This window comes from Bradyrhizobium sp. 62B (genome assembly GCF_030272265.2).
GTDB lineage: Bacteria > Pseudomonadota > Alphaproteobacteria > Rhizobiales > Xanthobacteraceae > Bradyrhizobium.
This window is the reverse complement of record NZ_CP092841.2, coordinates 1,810,898-1,828,685: the sequence shown is the minus strand read 5'-3', so window position 1 is coordinate 1,828,685 and position 17,788 is coordinate 1,810,898. Positions and strand designations below refer to the sequence as shown.

Genomic DNA, 17,788 nt, shown 5'->3' with positions numbered 1-17,788 from the left:
ATAGCAGCCGAGCTAGGCCGTCACGCAGGATCAGTGAGGCGAATGGCGCGAACACTAGGGATACTGTTGAAGAAGTAGCCCCAAGTGATCTTGAGCGCAGCGCGGCTGACCTACAGCCCAAAGCCCGGCCCCAGCGAGCTGGCCTGCAATTCGCGCGGAGCTAGAACCTAGATCGTCTGCAGCAGTATGACCCCCACGACGGTCACAAAAAATCCAATTGCCGTCACCGCGGCGAAGCACCGCTCTACGCTATCCATGAACGCAACCCCTGCCAAAAAAACTAGTCCAGCTTTCGTGATTTACCGCTATTCCAAGCGCTGCCTCGCACGTACGCCGTGAGGAAATTGAGACCTGCTTCTCCCCAGAACATGACGCTCTGCATAGGGGTAGCCGTGACCCTCAAGGGGACTCTGGCGCCAAAAGCGCTCATGCCGCCATACTGGGGGCCGATTGCGTAGCGTTCGCATCATCTCCGATTGCTGGGAGCGGGAAGCCAGATGTGCACGACTGATCGCGCAGTGCATCATCGGCCAAATGCTCCCAAAACTCAGCTTCAGCGAGCAGTTTGCAACTTCGATCAGGGTGATGCGCGGCAGTCTGACGGCACAGCGATGCCATCGCGCGCAGGCGACTCACAGTATCCACCTACTCCTCCCGATGTTTTTGTTTTTTCCACCCTATTTTCTATTTTTGCGTCGGAGTCATTATGATTATGACACAGAACCAAATTTTACTTGCCGAAGCGCGACTCTGCTTTCGATACGCTCAGATCGCGTCCCGAAACAAGGAACGCAATCCGGCGCTTCTTATTTCGCGCTCAATTGTCGAGCACCTGCCAAAGTGGTTCTTGGATGCCCGCAACGCCCTCGTCATGGGCCGTAATTCTACGGAGATTGCGCATCCGCAGCGCTTGGCATCTACTTCAGATTGATTTTGTAGCGAGTTGAATTTGAGCGGCCCATGAGCGTTAAAGCCATGATGGCGACGATCCTTCAGAAGCAAATGGTATTGCGAGGCGTGCATTCACTGACGCCATCTGACTACGATGAGATCGTCAAAGAGTTGGTCGAACAGCTCAGAGAGCTGGAGCTTGGGTTGGCCGCTCGCGAGTTAGCGGACAAGCAAAAGCCCAAGTAGCTTCATATCGGCTGACGCCGCAGATGTGCTTGGTTGGTGAGCACCTAGTAGGTCTGGCGCATCATGAAGGCGCCGACGACTGCCCGGAGCCACGTTCCGATGTGGTCCGCTATAGGTGGGAAAGCCGACGTTCGCTCATAGGAACGTGAGGTCATCTAAGGGCCAGAAGCGGACCCGTTTCGGATATCAGGGCGGAGTTGATTCCGGACCAATGCCCGGGAGGCGGCACTCACGGGCCCCGAACTTGTTCTTGAAGCACTTTGTAGCATCATGAATTGCTACGTGTTTTGCGAAAAATTCCTTGGACCAATCGCGCATATCAGCCTTCTGGATTGCTTCCAACATGATCCCGCGCTGAGGGTCGTCTCGAAGCGTTCCGAGAACGATCCCCTGCCCGACGCCGACGTGCGCGCAGCTATCCATGTACACGAATATCTTGAGGTACTTGGTATCGATTGATCCCTTGATCACTCGATCTACTCGCGCTTCCATTAGTGTGGCAGGTACGAAAGTTCCATCATATGCGAAGCTCACATTATCCGTTGCGTCATAGATGGTCGCTTCGATGACGACCGGTGCGTCGATGTTGGTCGGGACATGCTCGAAGAGGATGCCTCTTAATGAGGCCGGTGTGCCCGGCAGCGTACAGGCCACTGCGCTAGTGCAAGCAGCGCAGTAAGCAATCATACAGACAGCCCATGCACGAATATCGGGAAGCCAGCTATTGATCATCGCGCGACGATGCCAACTATCTGCAATGTCAGCAATGGGTCAAAAGCGGCTGTCGGCGGACGCCGCCGCGCAGGTCAGCTACGGGCCAATAGGCGACATGGACCACATCGACAACATGAAAGAGGCCGCCAATTGAGGCGGCGGCCTTACTCTTTGTCCTCGGTCAAAGTGCGTTCGCCGCACTGGCATTCAAAAACCCGACCGGTGAGGCCACGCATGGAGTCCATCTTCGTGTGCTTTGGCGCGGGCTGGGCGCCGCACTTGCAACGCTGGTCTTCCCGCGCTTAGACCCTGAGAATCTATCGCCACTGAAACAATTCAAAGTACTCACCGTGCCGGCGGTAAATTTCTATGTATCGAAGTGGACATTTCAGCCGCATGAGAACAATTGGGTGACGCAGGACTGATCATGAACCGCCGGCCGCACATCCAGAGTCCGTTTACGGTCAAAAGGCGACAGGGATTGCATCCTGGCCTACCTGGGGCGGCCTTACTTCTCTTCGTCTTTGACTATCATCGTCAGGTTTTCAAGCTGGTGTGCCAGCGCTATCCAACTACGTGAAATGCTAAGAAGCACAGTGGATCGGCGAGCGGAAATATCAGGTTCGCATCCCAGAGTCTTGTATTCGGCAGCGAATATTTTGCACTCTTTGATGGAAATCATCGAAAGCCTCCCAATCGGTATGGAAGCGACGTGCTTCTCAGTCATCGATATTTCCGCTCGCGAGCGACACTCTAAGGATATTTGGTAAATCCGATCCGGACATAGCATTTGGGCTGTCCTCAGCGTTCATCGCCGTGAAGGTCACTTGAGGGCTATGAGCTGACGTCATGTCGCGGCCAGCTACTTGCCTGCCAACGAGCAAAGGTGGGCGCTCGCCTCGGACTACCCACTTTCCAGGCAGTCTCTTGAGTTCAAAAGAACCTGTCTGGCCGCAAACCTCTGGCAAGCATGACTTGCTCAACCTCAAACAACAATTGTCGAAGTTCGCTGGTGGACATTGCTTCGAGATCCCGACGAACGTCTTGGTCGGATGGTCGCTCGTCTGCGGCGGACGCGGCTGGCCCATCCTGCTTCATCGGGACAAGACAGCCGACACTGTGATGGCATGGTTACATCTGCCGCATTCGAATGATCGTACATTGAGTCCTTTAGGACCTGTCGTGATACCGACCAGGTAAAGGGGCTCTTGGCATTTGGGGCAGCGCTGAGGCTCATCGGGGAAGCGGGGATCGGATGGAGACACGTGGCATTCCTGCGGTTAGGCGGGAGCACAACACTCTCAGTCACCGGTAGTCGCCAATTCAGGGAACGGTGATTGCAAGACCTTATCCTATACGTCGGGCCTCCGACATAGGAACTGCGAGCGAGGCCACCAACAAACCTCCGCCGGTATCCCGACACGGACAGCGGGGCTAAGATATTGCGACTAGCTCCCGTTCATGGCCCCTAGCCGCTTGGCAGTCGAAGCTGGGAAACAGCCAACTGAGACCGTTTACTTGTCTGCGGGGTGAAGGGCGGCCTTTCTCGCCTCCAGCTCGGCTACCATATGGAGCGTAGCCTCTTCCACCTGACGGTCGTTGATGCGGTCCTGTAGACGACGGTAGCGACGGATTTGATCGTCGAGGGTTTTGCAAATGTGGCACATGTCTCACCGCTGGCAATTCAGGCGGGAGCAAACGCGCTCTCAGTCATCGATAAATGCCTAAGGCCGGTCGATGATGAAGCAGACTATATCAACTATGTCCGGTCTCTGACATAGACAATTATGGAACTTACCCCCCGCTTGCTGCTCACGTTGGCCTCAGGGCCCGTCGAGTGGACGGCATCACATCGTTCGGTGAAGTTCACCGAACTGAGCCGATCATCGATGCGCGAAGCCGTCTCTGCTTGCCGTGTATGTCGCAAAGCAACTCCCGAGCCACACTGCCGACAGGCTGTTTTTCGGGCGCTTCCCTGGAACTGCCGGGGCTAATCCTCGCCTGAGACAGCAAGACTTCATTATATTGGATGCACATATTCCGGACAGCATCACTTTTGGCGGCGGCGCTCCTGAAGAAAGCCGATCCAGGCGACGTCCGCTTGGCGCTCAGAAGCCAACGTTATCAGAACAAGCCCGGATCGCGGATACTTGCGAATGCCCAGTTGGGCCCGTCTACGCCAAGAGCTGCCGCGCCGCCGCCGAGATCATCACCAGCCCGCCGGTGATCACCGCGACATCCAAGATCACGGTGTGGATGTGCAGCGGCATTCGCTCGACGAAGGCTTTTGCCAGGAACGCGCCGGGGATCGCGATCGCGCCGATCAGGAGGGCGAAGGCGAGCACCTGCGCGGTGACGGCGCCGGCGAGGCCGAACACCGAGATCTTGATGAGGCCGGTGCCGAGCGAGATCATCGCATCGGTCGCGATCACCGCGGCGCCCTCCAGGCCGGCGGCCATCAACAGCGAGAGCAGGATCACGCCGGAGCCGGACGTGCCGCCGACCAGCACGCCATAGCCGACCGAGCCGGCGGCGAGGCCGCTGTCGGAGATCTTGACCTCGCGGCGGCGGAGCACCCGGCGCAGCGGCACGCTCAGGATCAGCATCGCGCCGATCACGACGGCTGCGCCCGCATTGGTCAGCCGCGTATAGCCGTAGGCGCCGACCGCGGTCGTCAGTGCGGCGCAGGCGAGCACGATAGCTGCGCGGCGGCGATCGGCGTAGCGCAGGTAGGCGACCGCGCGGCTGCAATTGGTGAAGATGGCGGAGATCGCGATGATCGGCACCACGGGCTCGGCGCCGACCAGCGGCACCAGCACCAGCGGCATCAGCGCGCCGGTGCCGTAGCCGGCGAGACCACCGATGATCGAAGCAAACAACGCCATCAACGCGACCAGCAAGAGCTGAAAGATCGAGATGTCGGCGAAGGCTGAGACGATGGTCACGTTCTCTCATCGCGGCTGATGCGGGCCGCAGCTTGATCGGCGATGGAAGCGAGCGCGGCTTCATCTAGGGGAAAATCCGCCGCAAGCCAAGCGTCCTCGGCGAGCGTCAACACATGCCCGAGCGCGGGTCCTTCGGCCAATCCGCGCGCGAGGAAATCGGCGGCCTTTAGCGGAAATTTCGGCGCAGTCCAGCGCTGCGGCAGCTCGGCGAGCGCGCGCCAGCGCATCGAGGTGACATCGCCGCCGTTCCTCGCCCAGCCCAGCAACACGCGATCGTGATAGCGCTCAGGCCCGAGCCGGTAGAGCAGCCGCCGTGCATTGGCATCGTCCTTGGTGGCGAGGCGCCACCAGCGGTGGCCCATCGAATCCAGCGCCTTGGTCTCGGCATTGGACAGCCGCAGGCGCGTGGCGACGCGCTTGGCATCCTCGGTCACGGCGACGGTCAGCGCGGCGAGGCGCCGCGTGCTGCTCGCGGCGAGGCCGAGCTCGCGCTCGATCGCGATCATCGTCGCCAGCGGCCCGGTGTAGACGACGCCGCCGACCAGCGCCTGCAGCAAGCCGCCCTCGGCCATGGCCAGCGCGGCGGCCGCGGCGCCCGATGCCACCAAGAGCTTCAGCATCTCCATGCGCATCCGCTCGGCCGAGAGGCTGGCGAGGCCGGCGCGCCCGCGGATGCAGGCGAGCGTGCCGTCGCGGTCGGGCTCGCCCGCGCCGAAAGCGGCGTGGATGCGGAAGAAGCGCAGGATGCGCAAATAATCCTCGGCGATGCGCTGGTCGGGATCGCCGATGAAGCGCACGCGGCGCGCTCTGGCATCCGCGATGCCGCCGACATGGTCGTAGACGACGCCCCCCGCATCGACCGACAGGCCGTTCATGGTGAAGTCGCGCCGCTCGGCGTCCTTCACCCAGTCGCGGCCGAACGCGACCTTGGCCTTGCGGCCGAAGGTCTCGGTGTCCTCGCGCAGCGTCGTGACTTCGTAGGGGTGGCTGTCGATGACCAGCGTGACCGTGCCGTGATCGATGCCGGTCGGCACGCTCTTGATGCCGGCGGCCTTGGCGCGCCGCATCACCTCCTCCGGCCGCGCCGTGGTCGCGATGTCGATGTCGCCGGGAACAAGGCCGAGCAGCGCGTTGCGCACGGCGCCACCGACCACCCGCGCCTCCTCGCCGTCGGCATTGAGCAATCGCAGGACACGCGCGGTCCCGCCCGAGATCAGCCAGGGCGCATCGGCGAGTATCGGCTCCGCGCTCATCGTGCCGCCCCTATCTTTCCACGCCGGGCACCAGCCTGCCATTCTCGATATGGGCGGGAATATAGGTCGAATCCGGGGCGGCGCCGGAGAAATGCGCAAAGCCGATCAACCCCGCGATGACGAGCACGAGCGCTGCCAGGACGAGGCGCGCCACGACGGTGACCGGCCAGGACGAGCGCGCGAACAGGCCGGAGCGCGTCGCGGCCAGGAACAGCGCATAGACGGCAAAGGGAATGAGGAAGATTCCGATCTCGGTCAGAATCGGCCGGATCATGACGAATAGATCCGCTCATACAGCACACGCAGCATTCCGGCCGTCGCTCCCCAGATGTAGCGTTCCGCGAACGGCATGGCGTAGTAGAACCGCTCCATGCCGCGGAATTCCTTGCTGTGCACCTGATGGTTCACCGGGTTCATCAGGAAGGATAGCGGCACCTCGAAGGCGTCATCAACCTCCGAATGGTTGATGCTGAGCGAAAAGCCGGGCCGCACCCTGGCGACTGTCGGCAAAATCCGGAAGCCGAACGCGGTGCCGTAGAGATCGAGATAGCCGAGCGGCTCGACGAAATCCCTGGACAGCCCGACCTCCTCCTCGGCCTCGCGGAGCGCCGCGTCCAGCGGCGAGGAATCGGTCGCGTCGATCTTGCCGCCGGGAAAGGCGATCTGGCCGGCATGGTCGTTGAGATGGGCCGAGCGCTGCGTCAACAGGATGGTCGGCTCGGGATGATCGACCACGGCGATCAGGACCGCCGCGGGCCGCACCGGCTGCTCGCGCGCGACGATCTCCAGCATCTTGTCGGTGCCGGGATCGCCCGAGGCGGGAATGATGTTGGGATCGTAGAGGCCGGCCGGCACGTCGAAGCCCAGCTTCGCCTTCGAGCGGGCGAAGAAATCCGCCGCGCCAATCGCGACTGGATCTTTCTTCAGGATTGGCTTGTTCAAAGCGCGGCCCTCACCTGCTCCGCATCGGCCATGGCGAAGAATTCGCCGGATGATTCGACGCCGAACATCGGCTGGCCATCGACCATCCGCTCCTCGCCCATGTCAACCAGATCGTAATAGAGCGCCCGCGTGACCTTGGCCCAGAGATCGGCGCGGACATGCAAATAGGGCGTCAGCCCGCCGTCCGCCGCCTGCTCGAAGCGCAGCCGGTGCGCGGCATCGCAGGTGACCCAGTCGTCGACATTGGTGCGGAAGCTCAGCACGCGCTGGCGGCCCTCGCCATGCGTCAGCATCTCGACTGCCATGAAGGGCGCATCGTCGACGCGGATGCCGACCTTCTCCACCGGCGTGACCAGGAAATGCTTGTCGCCCTCGCGCTTGAGGATGGTCGAGAACAGCCGCACCAAAGCGGGACGTCCGATTGGCGTACCCAAGTAGAACCAAGTACCATCGGAGGCGATTCGGATGTCGAGATCGCCGCAAAACGGCGGATTCCACAGATGCACCGGCGGCAGGCCCTTTTTGGCGCCTTCGGTATTGGCAGCGTTTTTGGCAGCGGCCGTCAGCCCTTCGAGACCGTGATTGGCGCTCTGCCCTTGGTTCGCCATGGTTTGCCCTGACTTTGTCCTTGGCACGTTTGGTGCAGGTCTACGTTGTACTCGGGTGCACGGTTCCACCCCGGATTAGCCCGGTGTGGGAGGTCGCCACTTCGTGATGCCGTACATAACCCGAAGCCGATAAGGTGGGGATAGGTTAATTCAACGAATACATGGCCTTCCTGCAAGTCTAGCATGGGGCCCATGATCTAACGTGATGATCTGACGTGCTGCGATGACATGACGGCCTAGGCAAGCCGCATGGCGGGCTGAAGGAGCGAACGGATGGCGGAGAGTGTCGAGAAACTCGAGGACGGGATCGTCCGTTCGGCCGAGCAGGTGTCGGGCCAGATTCGCGCCGCGAAGGAAGCGATCGCGTCCGTCATCTTCGGGCAGGATCGCGTGATCGAAAACACGCTGGTCACCATCCTCTCCGGCGGCCATGCGCTGCTGATCGGCGTGCCCGGCCTTGCCAAGACCAAGCTGGTCGAGACGCTCGGCGTCACGCTCGGCCTCGATGCCAAGCGCATCCAGTTCACGCCGGATCTGATGCCGTCCGACATTCTCGGCGCCGAAGTGCTGGACGAGAGCACCGCCGGCAAGCGCGCCTTCCGCTTCATTTCGGGTCCGGTGTTCGCGCAGCTGCTGATGGCGGACGAGATCAACCGCGCCTCACCGCGCACGCAGTCGGCGCTGCTGCAGGCGATGCAGGAGCAGCACATCACCGTCGCCGGCGCGCGCCACGATCTGCCGAAGCCGTTCCACGTGCTCGCGACGCAGAATCCGCTGGAGCAGGAAGGCACCTATCCGCTGCCCGAAGCGCAGCTCGACCGCTTCCTGATGGAGATCGACGTCGACTATCCCGATCGCGACGCCGAACGCCGCATCCTGTTCGAGACCACCGGCGCCGAGGAAACGCTGGCGAAGGGATCGATGACCGCGGACGCGCTGATCACCGCGCAGCGGCTGATCCGGCGCCTGCCGGTCGGCGATTCCGTCGTGGAGGCGATCCTGTCGCTGGTGCGATCGGCCCGTCCGGGCGCGGAGAGCGGCGAAGCCGGCAAGTTCATCGCCTGGGGCCCCGGCCCGCGCGCCAGCCAATCCCTGATGCTGGCCGTGCGCGCGCGTGCGCTGATCGACGGGCGCCTCGCGCCTTCGGTCGACGACGTGCTCGACCTCGCCGAGCCCGTGCTGAAGCACCGCATGGCCCTGACGTTCCAGGCGCGCGCCGAGGGCCGCACGATTCCGGACGTGATCAAGCAGCTCAAGACACGGATCGGTTGATGGCAGCGGAGAACGGGCACACGGCGAAGGAGATCATCGCGATCCGACGTGCCGATGGCGAAAGCCGCACGCTCGCCGCGTCCTTGCCACGCCTGGTGCTCGAAGCCCGCCGTATCGCCGCCAACGTCATCCACGGCCTGCACGGCCGGCGCCGCGCCGGCTCCGGCGAGAATTTCTGGCAGTATCGCCGCTTCGTCTCCGGCGAGCCGGCGCAGAACGTCGATTGGCGGCGCTCGGCGCGGGACGACCATCTCTATGTCCGCGAGCTCGAATGGGAAGCCTCGCACACCGTGTGGATCTGGCCCGACCGCTCGCCCTCGATGGCGTTCGCCTCGAAGACCGCGCGCGAGTCCAAGCTCGAGCGGACGCTGATCGTCGCCTTCGCGCTGGCCGAGCTCCTGGTCTCCGGCGGCGAACGCGTCGGCATTCCCGGGCTGATGGCGCCGACCGCGAGCCGCAGCGTGATCGACAAGATGGCGCAGGCGATGCTGCATGACGATGCCGATCGTCTCAGCCTGCCGCCGTCCTTCGTGCCTGCCGCGCTCGCCGAGACCATCGTGCTGTCGGATTTCTGGTCGCCGATCTCCGAGATCAGGACGACGCTCGCTGGACTCTCCGGCTCGGGCGCGCACGGCACGCTGGTGCAAATCGTCGATCCCGCCGAAGAATCATTCCCCTATTCCGGCCGCGTCGAGTTCGTCGAGCCCGAAGGCTTCGGCGTGATCACCGCCGGCCGCGCCGAGAGCTGGGCGCAGGATTACACCACGCGGCTCGCGCTGCACCGCGACCAGATCCGCGCCGAGACGGGCAAGCTCGACTGGCTGTTCACCACGCACGCCACCGACCGCTCCGCTGCCGAGCTCTTGCTGTTCCTGCATGCCGGCATGCAGGTGAGCAAGTCGGGCGCCCGCGCCACGACCATCAAGGCGGGGCCTGCCGCATGATGGGACTGCCGCTCGCCTTCACCGAACCGCTGCTGCTGATCGGCCTCGTCAGCCTCCCGGTGCTGTGGTGGCTGCTGCGTGTGATGCCGCCCCGGCCGCGCCGCATCGAGTTTCCGCCGACGCGCCTGTTGTTCGACATCGCCCCGCGGGAAGAGACGCCATCGCGGACGCCGTGGTGGCTGACCGCGCTGCGTCTGCTTGCGGCTGCGCTGGTGATCTTCGCGGCCGCAGGCCCGATCTGGAATCCGCAGACCGGCCTCGCCGGCAGCAAGGCGCCGCTGATGATCATGTTCGACGACGGCTGGAGCGCCGCATCGCACTGGGACGTCAGGGTCAGGGCCGCCGACGAGCTGATCGCCAATGCCGACAACGACCGCCGCGCCATCGCGCTGGTGCCGCTGTCCGAGCCGAACCGCGACATCACCCTGATGCCGGCGGGCGCCGCGCGCGTCGCGCTGCGCCAGCTCGCGCCAAAGGCCTATTCCATCGACCGCGTCGACACGCTCGCCGCGATCGACCGCTTCCTGAAAGCGACCGGTGATTGCGAGATCGCCTGGCTGTCGGACGGCGTCGACACCGGCCGCGGCGAGGAGTTCGTGACCGGCCTCGGCAAGACCGTCGGCGAGCGCAGCCTGACCATCTTCGAAGGCGGCACCTCCTCGCCACTGGCGCTGGTCGCGGCCGAGAACGCCGCCGCCCGGATGACGGTGAAGGTGCTGCGCACCGACAGCGGCATCGCGATCGGCACCGTACGCGCGCTAGACCAGAAGGCCTCGCCGATCGGCGAGGCGCGCTTCTCGTTCGGTCCGCAGGACAAGGAGACCGACGCTGCGTTCGACCTGCCGGTCGAGCTGCGCAACGACATCACGCGGCTCGAGATCTCGGGCGAACGCTCCGCCGGCGCGGTGCAGCTGCTCGACAAGCGCTGGCGACGCCGCGCCATCGGCATCGTCTCGGGCGCGACCAGCGAGACCGCGCAGCCGCTGCTGGCGCCGACCTTCTATCTCACCCGCGCGCTGGCGCCGTTCGCCGACGTCAGGCTCGCGGACAAGGGCTCGCCGCAGCAGGGCATCACGCAGTTTCTGGACCAGAAGCTGCCGATGATCATCCTCGCCGATGTCGGCACCATCGCCCCTGAGCTGCGCGAGCGGCTCAACGCCTGGATCGACCAGGGCGGCGTCCTGGTGCGGTTCGCAGGTCCCCGCCTCGCGCAGGCCGAGGACGATCTGGTGCCGGTCAAGCTGCGCAAGGGCGGCCGCACGCTCGGCGGCAGCCTGACCTGGGAGAAGCCGCAGCATCTTGCGACCTTCGCCGCCGACGGCCCGTTTGCAGGCGTGATGGTCCCCAGGGACGTCACCGTGAGCCGCCAGGTGCTTGCCGAGCCCGACGCGGTGCTCGCCACCAAGAGCTGGGCCTCGCTGGAGGACGGCACGCCGCTCGTCACCGGCGAGCATCGCGGCAAGGGGCTGGTCAGCCTGTTCCACGTCAGCGCCGACATGCGCTGGTCGGACCTGCCGATGTCGGGCACCTTCGTCGAAATGCTGCGGCGGGTGGTCGACATGTCCGGCTACACGTCCAAGCCCGGCGCAGGCGTCGCCAGCGAAGCGACCACCGAGACGGTGGCGCCGCTGCACATCCTCGACGGCTTTGGCGCCTTCGGCTCGCCGCCGGCGACCGCAAAACCCCTGCCCGCGGACTATCGCGACCGCGCCACGTCAGATCATCCGCCGGGCTTCTATGGCCCGGCCGAAGGACCGCTCGCCGTGAACACGCTTGCCAGCGCCGACCGCATCGCGGCCCTCAACACCGCGAGCCTGCGCGCCCGGCACGCCACCTACACCAACGCCGAGCCGCAGGACCTGCGCGGCTGGCTGCTGTCGACGGCGCTCGCGCTGTTCCTGATCGACGCCATCATCGTCGCGGTGCTCGGCGGCGGGATCGCCGCGCTGCTGCGCCGCCGCGCCGCGCCCGCCATGATCGTGCTTGGCATTGTCCTTGGCCTGCTGTTCGCATCGCTCGTCCCGGCGCCATCTCGCGCCGACGATGCCACCGACGATTTCGCGATGCGAGCGACGGCGCAGACCCGCCTCGCCTATGTCGTCACAGGCAATGCCGACGTCGATTCCATCGTCAAAGCGGGGCTGAACGGGCTGACGCTGTTCCTGGCGCAGCGCACCGCGCTCGAGGCCGGCGACCCCGTCGGGGTCGATCCCGCGCGCGACGAGCTCGCCTTCTTCCCGCTGATCTACTGGCCGATCGTGCCGGGCGCGCCCAAGCCGCCGCAAGACGCCATCAACAAGATCGACGCCTACATGAAGCAGGGCGGCACCGTGCTGTTCGACACCCGCGACGCGATCGAAGCCCCGCCCGGCGCGAACGGCGCCGCGCAGACGCCGGCCATGCAGACGCTGCGCCAGATCCTGTCCTCGCTCGACGTGCCCGAGCTCGAGCCGGTGCCGCGCGAGCACGTGCTGACCAAGACCTTCTATCTGCTGCGCGACTTCCCCGGCCGCTTCGTCACCGGCCAGACCTGGGTCGAGACCCTGCCGCGCGACGAGGACGAGGACAGCGCGCAGCGGCCGGCGCGCGGCGGCGACGGCGTCTCGCCGATCATCATCACCTCGAACGATCTCGCCGGCGCCTGGGCCGTGCGGCCCGACGGCCAGGCCATGCTGCCGGTGACCGGCGGCGACACCCGCCAGCGCGAATTCGCCTACCGCGCCGGCGCCAACATCGTGATGTACACGCTGACCGGCAATTACAAGGCCGACCAGGTGCATGCACCGGCGCTGATCGAACGGCTGGGGCAATAGGATCGTCATGAACTACGGCATCGCCTTCACGCCGCTGGTCCCCACGATCGTGCTGTGGCTCGCGCTCGCCGCGATCGTCGTCATCGCGCTCGTGCTGCTGGTTGCGCGCGCGCGCGGCGCCGCCGTGCGCGTGGCCGCGCTGGCGCTGTTCCTGCTCGCGCTCGCCAATCCCTCCTTCACCCGCGAGGACCGCGAACCCCTCACCTCGGTCGCCGCTGTCGTCGTCGACAAGAGTCCGAGCCAGAATTTCGGCAGCCGCAATCGTGAAGCCGCGCAGGCGCAGGAAGCGCTGGTCGACAACCTGAAGAAGATCAAGGGGCTGGAAGTGCGCGTCGTCGAGGCCGGACAGGCTGACGGCGAGACCGACGGCACAAAACTGTTCGGCGCCCTCGCCTCGGCCCTGTCCGACGTGCCGGTCGACCGCGTCGCCGGCGCGTTCCTGATCACCGACGGCCGCGTCCACGACATTCCCGCGAACGCCGGCGCGCTCGGCTTCCAGGCGCCGGTACACGCGCTGATCACCGGCCAGAAGGACGAGCGCGACCGCCGCATCGCGATCACGGCCGCGCCGCGCTTCGGCATCGTCGGGCAGACGCAGACCATCAGCTACCGCCTCGACGACCAGGGCGTCACCGGCGAACGCGCCAGGGTCACGATCCGCAGAGACGGCGAGGTCATCAACGAGCGCACGCTGTCGAGCGGCCAGGCCGCGAGCGTCGACGTCGACATCAAGCATGCCGGCCCGAACATCGTCGAGATCGAAGCCTCCCCGCTCGAGCGCGAATTGACGCCGGTGAACAACCGCGCCGTCGTCGCCATTGACGGCGTGCGCGACAAGCTGCGGGTGCTGCTGGTCTCGGGCGAGCCGCATTCCGGCGAGCGCACCTGGCGGAACCTCCTGAAATCCGACGCCAGCGTCGACCTCGTGCACTTCACCATTCTGCGTCCGCCGGAGAAACAGGACGGCACGCCGATCAACGAATTGTCGCTGATCGCGTTTCCGACCCGCGAATTGTTCCAGCAGAAGATCAACGAATTCCAGCTGATCATCTTCGACCGCTACGCGCGCCAGGGCGTGCTGCCGATCGCCTATTTCGACAACATCGCGCGCTATGTCCGCTCGGGCGGCGCGGTGCTGGTCTCGGCCGGACCCGATTACGCCTCCAATACCAGCATCTGGCGCACGCCGCTGGATACGGTGCTGCCGGCCGAACCGGTCGGGGTGACGGAAAAGCCGTTCTATGCGCATCTGTCCGACATCGGCAAACGCCATCCCGTGACGCGCGCTCTCGAGGGCTCCGCCAGCGAGCCGCCACGCTGGAGCCGTTTCTTCAGGACGGTAGACACCCGCAATTCCGTCAACCCGCCTGTCATGACGGGCGCCGACGGCAAGCCGCTGCTGTTCCTGTCGCGCTTCGGCGACGGCCGCGTCGCGCTGCTGCTCTCCGACCACATCTGGCTGTGGGCGCGCGGCTATGAGGGCGGCGGCCCGCATCTCGACCTGCTCAGGCGGATGTCGCACTGGCTGATGAAGCAGCCCGATCTGGACGAGGAGGCGCTGCGTCTGCAGGTGCAGGGCAAGGACCTCGTCGTGGTGCGCCAGACCATGGCGGACAGCGTCCAGCCGGTGAGCGTGACCTCGCCGTCGGGCGTGTCGCAGGATCTGACGCTGAACCCGGGTGAGCCCGGCGAATGGCGTGCCAGCCTTCCCGCGAGCGAGCTCGGCCTGTGGCAGGCCACCGACGGCACGCTGAAGGCACTGATCAATGTCGGCCCGACCAATCCGAAGGAGTTTTCGGAAGTCACATCGACGGTCGATACCCTGAAGCCTCTGACCCAGGCGACCGGCGGCAACGCCGTGCGCGTGGCAAGCAGCGCCAGCGTCGAGCTGCCGCGCATCCTCCCGGTGCGTTCGGCCAGCGTCTTTGCGGGTGACGGCTGGATGGGCGTGCGGATGCGCGATGCCAGCGTGGTGAAGGGCGTCGGCGTGCTGCCGATCTTTGCCGGCCTGATCGGACTTCTGCTGCTGCTCGGCGCGTTCGCGGCGACGTGGGTGCGCGAGGGGCGCTGAGCGCTCCGTTGCTCGAACGCCACATCGGCCCGCCACCCCTCGCTGGCTGGTTCGAGGGCCGTTGACATCTACTCATGGGTCGAGTGATGTTACATTATAACATCGCGACGCCCTCGGATCTGGCGCCTTGCGATGTGGGGGTAGCTTGTTCCGATGAAGTGGTTCCGGTCGAATATCAGGCACGGCGCCCGGCTCGCGTTGTTCGCGATGCTGGTGCAGTTCGCGCTGACGTTCGGCCACAGCCATTGGTTCGCGCAGGCTGCACCGCTTGCCCAGGCCACGCTGCAGCAGACCGACGGCGGCAAAGACAGTGCCAAAGACCAGGCTTCGGCCGACCGCACCGCGGTTCACAAGCCATCGCCCTCAGGCCCCGATCGCGACCATCCGGCTGACGACAATTGCGCGATCTGCGCCGTCGTCGCGATGGCGGGCACCATCCTGTTCGCGACACCGCCCTTGCTGCAACTGCCGCAGGCGATCGACCTGCTCTACCGCACCACCGATGCCGAATTTCTCCACCTGAAATCGGCCGGCACGGCGTTCCAGCCGCGCGCGCCTCCCGCGTCCTGATCTCCAACGCTTGATCATGCCTGGGCTCGCCGCCAATCGGCGCATGCCCGGGATCCGTTGAAGTCGAATTCCGTCGCCCCGCGACGGCAGGCCGCCTCCGATCAGCAGACAATCATGCGGACGGCGCCTGACTGGAATCAGGACATGTCATTTCAATCGCGACGCGCGCAGCGTCTTGGTGGAGCAAGCCTGCTCTTGCTCGGTGCCGCAGCCACGCCCGCTTTCGCCCAAACGCCTCCGCAAGACAAATCGTCGACCGAGATCCCCGCTGTCACCGTGACGGCCCCTAGCCCGATCGTGCGCAGAGCGGTGGTGCCGTCCCGCAATCCCGGCCGCGGTACGAGAACGGCACGGGTGCGCAACCGCGAGCAGGCGGCGGAAGCAACGCCGGCAACGGCCGCGCCCGCCATACCCCAGCAGGGCGTGCTGCCTGTCGTGACCAACCAGTTCGCGACGGTCACGGTGGTGCCGAACGAGGAGATCCGCCGCGAGGGCGGCGGCCAGCTCGGCGATCTCCTGTTCTCCAAGCCCGGCATCACCGGATCGAGCTTCGCGCCCGGCGCCTCCAGCCGGCCGATCATCCGCGGGCTCGACGTCAACCGGGTCGGCATCGTCGAAAACGGCACCAATTCGAGCGGCGCATCCGATCTCGGCGAGGATCATTTCGTCCCGATCGATCCGCTCGCCACCAACCAGATCGAAGTGGTGCGCGGACCCGCCGCGCTGCGCTACGGCTCGACCTCGATCGGCGGCGTCGTCAGCGCCACCAACAACCGGATTCCAGATGCGGTGCCATCCTGCGCGCCGTCATTCCAGGCTTACGGCCTGCCGACCAAGGCCCCGCTCGCAAGCGCCTCGACCTCGCCTTGCGTCACCGCCGAGACGCGCACCGCGTTCTCTTCGGTCGACCGCGGCGTCGAAAGCGGCGTGCTGCTCGACACCGGCGGCGGCAATTTCGCGTTCCACGCCGATGCCTATGGCCGCACGACCTCGGACTATTCCATTCCGGGCTATCCTTATCTGAACGACCAGTCGCGCCCCGTGAATGGCCGCCAGCCGAACTCGGCGACGCGTTCGGACGGCGCCTCGATCGGCGGCTCCTATTTCTTCCAGGGCGGCTATATCGGCGCGTCGATCACGCAGAACGACTCGCTCTACCACATCCCCGGCATCGACGGCGCCGACCACCACACGCGGATCGACGGCCACCAGACCAAGATCAACGTCAAGGGCGAGTACCATCCCGATGCGGCCGCGATCGACACGGTCCGCTTCTGGGCCGGCGCGACCGACTATCGGCACAACGAGATCGGCCTTGCCGATCCCGCCGATCTCAACAGCGACGGCATCCGCCAGACTTTCACCAACAAGGAGCAGGAGATCCGCACCGAGGTGCAGCTGGTGCCGTTCAACGCGCGCTTCGCCGAGGTGACGACCGCGTTCGGCTTCCAGGTCGGGCATCAGGAATTGAGCGCGCCGAGCCCGGACAATCCCGGCACGTTGTTCAACGGCCTGTGGGACCCCAACAACAGCACGCGTGTTGCCGGTTACGCCTTCAACGAGTTCAAGTTCACGGCTGCGACGCGGGCGCAGATCGCCGGCCGCATCGAGCATGTCGAGCTGCACGGCACGACGCCGGGTTTCCCGGCGGATTACCTTCCCGACGGCGCGCCGCAGGCGGCGATCGCGCGCAATCCATCGTTCACGCCGAAGAGCGGCAGCATTGGGCTGTTGCAGGACCTGCCGGGCGGCATGGTCGGCAGCATCACCGCGCAATATGTCGAGCGCGCGCCGAAGGCGGCCGAATTGTTCTCGCGCGGTGGGCACGACGCGACCGCGACGTTCGACATCGGCAATCCCAATCTCACCATCGAGACGGCGAAATCGGTCGAGCTCGGCGTGCGCAGGGCAACGGGGCCGTTCCGCTTCGAGGCGACCGTCTACTACACGCATTTCGACAATTTCATCTATCGCCGCCTCACCGGCGTATCCTGCGACGACGACTTCGCATCCTGCGGCACCCCGGGCGCCGAGCTGAACCAGGCGGTCTACTCACAGCGCAACGCGAACTTCCGCGGCGGCGAATTCCAGTCGCAGCTCGACGTCGGCGCCTTCCAGGGCGGCATCTGGGGCATCGAGAACCAGTTCGATTTCGTCCGTGCCACGTTCAGCGATGGCACCAACGTGCCGCGCATTCCCCCGATGCGCATGGGCGGCGGCGTGTTCTGGCGCGACGACAACTGGCTGATGCGCGTGAACCTGCTGCACGCCTTCGCGCAGAACAACGTCGCGGTGATCGCGGAGACGCCGACGGCGGGCTACAATCTGCTGAAGGCCGAAGTCAGCTACAAGACCAAGCTCGACCGCAACTGGTTCGGCGCACGCGAGATGATGGCCGGCATCGTCGGCAACAATCTCCTCAACGAGAACATCCGCAACTCTGTGTCCTACAACAAGGACGAGGTCTTGATGCCCGGCATCGGGGTGCGGGCATTCGCGAACTTCAAGTTCTGAGGCGG

At 65.1% G+C, this 17,788-nt stretch carries 15 protein-coding genes; 8 read left to right on the top strand and 7 right to left on the bottom strand.

The window, feature by feature from the left end:
• Positions 1–706 precede the first annotated feature (706 nt).
• Together ML401_RS08640 and ML401_RS08635 are read left to right on the top strand one after the other, a co-directional pair.
• Complete coding sequence (locus tag ML401_RS08640) at positions 707–931, top strand: hypothetical protein (RefSeq protein ID WP_285811413.1); 225 nt, start codon at positions 707–709, stop codon at positions 929–931.
• Between the two features lie 29 nt (positions 932–960).
• Complete coding sequence (locus tag ML401_RS08635) at positions 961–1,137, top strand: hypothetical protein (RefSeq protein WP_212065609.1); 177 nt, start codon at positions 961–963, stop codon at positions 1,135–1,137.
• A 186-nt stretch (positions 1,138–1,323) separates the two neighbouring features.
• On the opposite strand, the gene ML401_RS08630 is transcribed toward ML401_RS08635, so the two are convergent.
• From ML401_RS08630 to ML401_RS08600, 7 genes are all read right to left on the bottom strand, one after another.
• Entirely contained in the window at positions 1,324–1,869 is a 546-nt protein-coding gene (locus ML401_RS08630) for a hypothetical protein (RefSeq protein ID WP_211419908.1), read from the bottom strand.
• A 490-nt stretch (positions 1,870–2,359) separates the two neighbouring features.
• A complete protein-coding gene (locus tag ML401_RS08625; protein WP_211419474.1) occupies positions 2,360–2,578 on the bottom strand; it encodes a hypothetical protein in 219 nt (72 codons plus the stop codon).
• A gap of 1,447 nt (positions 2,579–4,025) precedes the next feature.
• The gene (locus tag ML401_RS08620; RefSeq protein WP_211419475.1) at positions 4,026–4,796 is read right to left on the bottom strand and encodes a sulfite exporter TauE/SafE family protein; all 771 of its coding nucleotides are present in this window, start codon (positions 4,794–4,796) and stop codon (positions 4,026–4,028) included.
• On the bottom strand, positions 4,793–6,049 hold the full coding sequence (locus tag ML401_RS08615; RefSeq protein ID WP_285811411.1) for a CCA tRNA nucleotidyltransferase: 1,257 nt from the start codon (positions 6,047–6,049) through the stop codon (positions 4,793–4,795). Before ML401_RS08615 ends, ML401_RS08620 begins: the two co-directional genes overlap by 4 nt.
• Before the next feature lie 10 nt (positions 6,050–6,059).
• On the bottom strand, positions 6,060–6,323 hold the full coding sequence (locus ML401_RS08610; protein ID WP_211419477.1) for a DUF6111 family protein: 264 nt from the start codon (positions 6,321–6,323) through the stop codon (positions 6,060–6,062).
• Positions 6,320–6,991, bottom strand: coding sequence for a CoA pyrophosphatase (locus ML401_RS08605; protein ID WP_194406583.1), 672 nt, complete (start codon positions 6,989–6,991; stop codon positions 6,320–6,322). Before ML401_RS08605 ends, ML401_RS08610 begins: the two co-directional genes overlap by 4 nt.
• Positions 6,988–7,599: a DUF1285 domain-containing protein gene (locus ML401_RS08600; RefSeq protein ID WP_194406582.1), complete on the bottom strand. Its 612-nt coding sequence runs from the start codon at positions 7,597–7,599 to the stop codon at positions 6,988–6,990. The genes ML401_RS08605 and ML401_RS08600 overlap by 4 nt, the downstream gene beginning before the upstream one ends.
• A 273-nt stretch (positions 7,600–7,872) precedes the next feature.
• Here ML401_RS08600 and ML401_RS08595 point away from each other — a divergent pair, with 273 nt between their 5' ends.
• The 6 genes from ML401_RS08595 (at position 7,873) to ML401_RS08570 (ending at position 17,783) form a co-directional block, all read left to right on the top strand.
• Positions 7,873–8,871, top strand: a complete 999-nt coding sequence (locus ML401_RS08595) for a MoxR family ATPase (RefSeq protein ID WP_194406581.1) — start codon at positions 7,873–7,875, stop codon at positions 8,869–8,871.
• Complete coding sequence (locus tag ML401_RS08590) at positions 8,871–9,815, top strand: DUF58 domain-containing protein (RefSeq protein ID WP_194406580.1); 945 nt, start codon at positions 8,871–8,873, stop codon at positions 9,813–9,815. The genes ML401_RS08595 and ML401_RS08590 overlap by 1 nt, the downstream gene beginning before the upstream one ends.
• Positions 9,812–12,628, top strand: coding sequence for a DUF4159 domain-containing protein (locus tag ML401_RS08585; protein WP_285811408.1), 2,817 nt, complete (start codon positions 9,812–9,814; stop codon positions 12,626–12,628). Before ML401_RS08590 ends, ML401_RS08585 begins: the two co-directional genes overlap by 4 nt.
• Before the next feature lie 7 nt (positions 12,629–12,635).
• Positions 12,636–14,699, top strand: coding sequence for a hypothetical protein (locus ML401_RS08580; protein ID WP_285811406.1), 2,064 nt, complete (start codon positions 12,636–12,638; stop codon positions 14,697–14,699).
• 153 nt (positions 14,700–14,852) lie between these two features.
• Positions 14,853–15,269 carry a DUF2946 domain-containing protein gene (locus ML401_RS08575; protein ID WP_259218779.1) on the top strand — a complete coding sequence of 139 codons (417 nt, stop codon included), beginning with the start codon at positions 14,853–14,855 and terminating at the stop codon, positions 15,267–15,269.
• Positions 15,270–15,413: 144 nt separating this feature from the next.
• On the top strand, positions 15,414–17,783 hold the full coding sequence (locus tag ML401_RS08570) for a TonB-dependent receptor (RefSeq protein WP_285811404.1): 2,370 nt from the start codon (positions 15,414–15,416) through the stop codon (positions 17,781–17,783).
• Positions 17,784–17,788 lie beyond the last annotated feature (5 nt).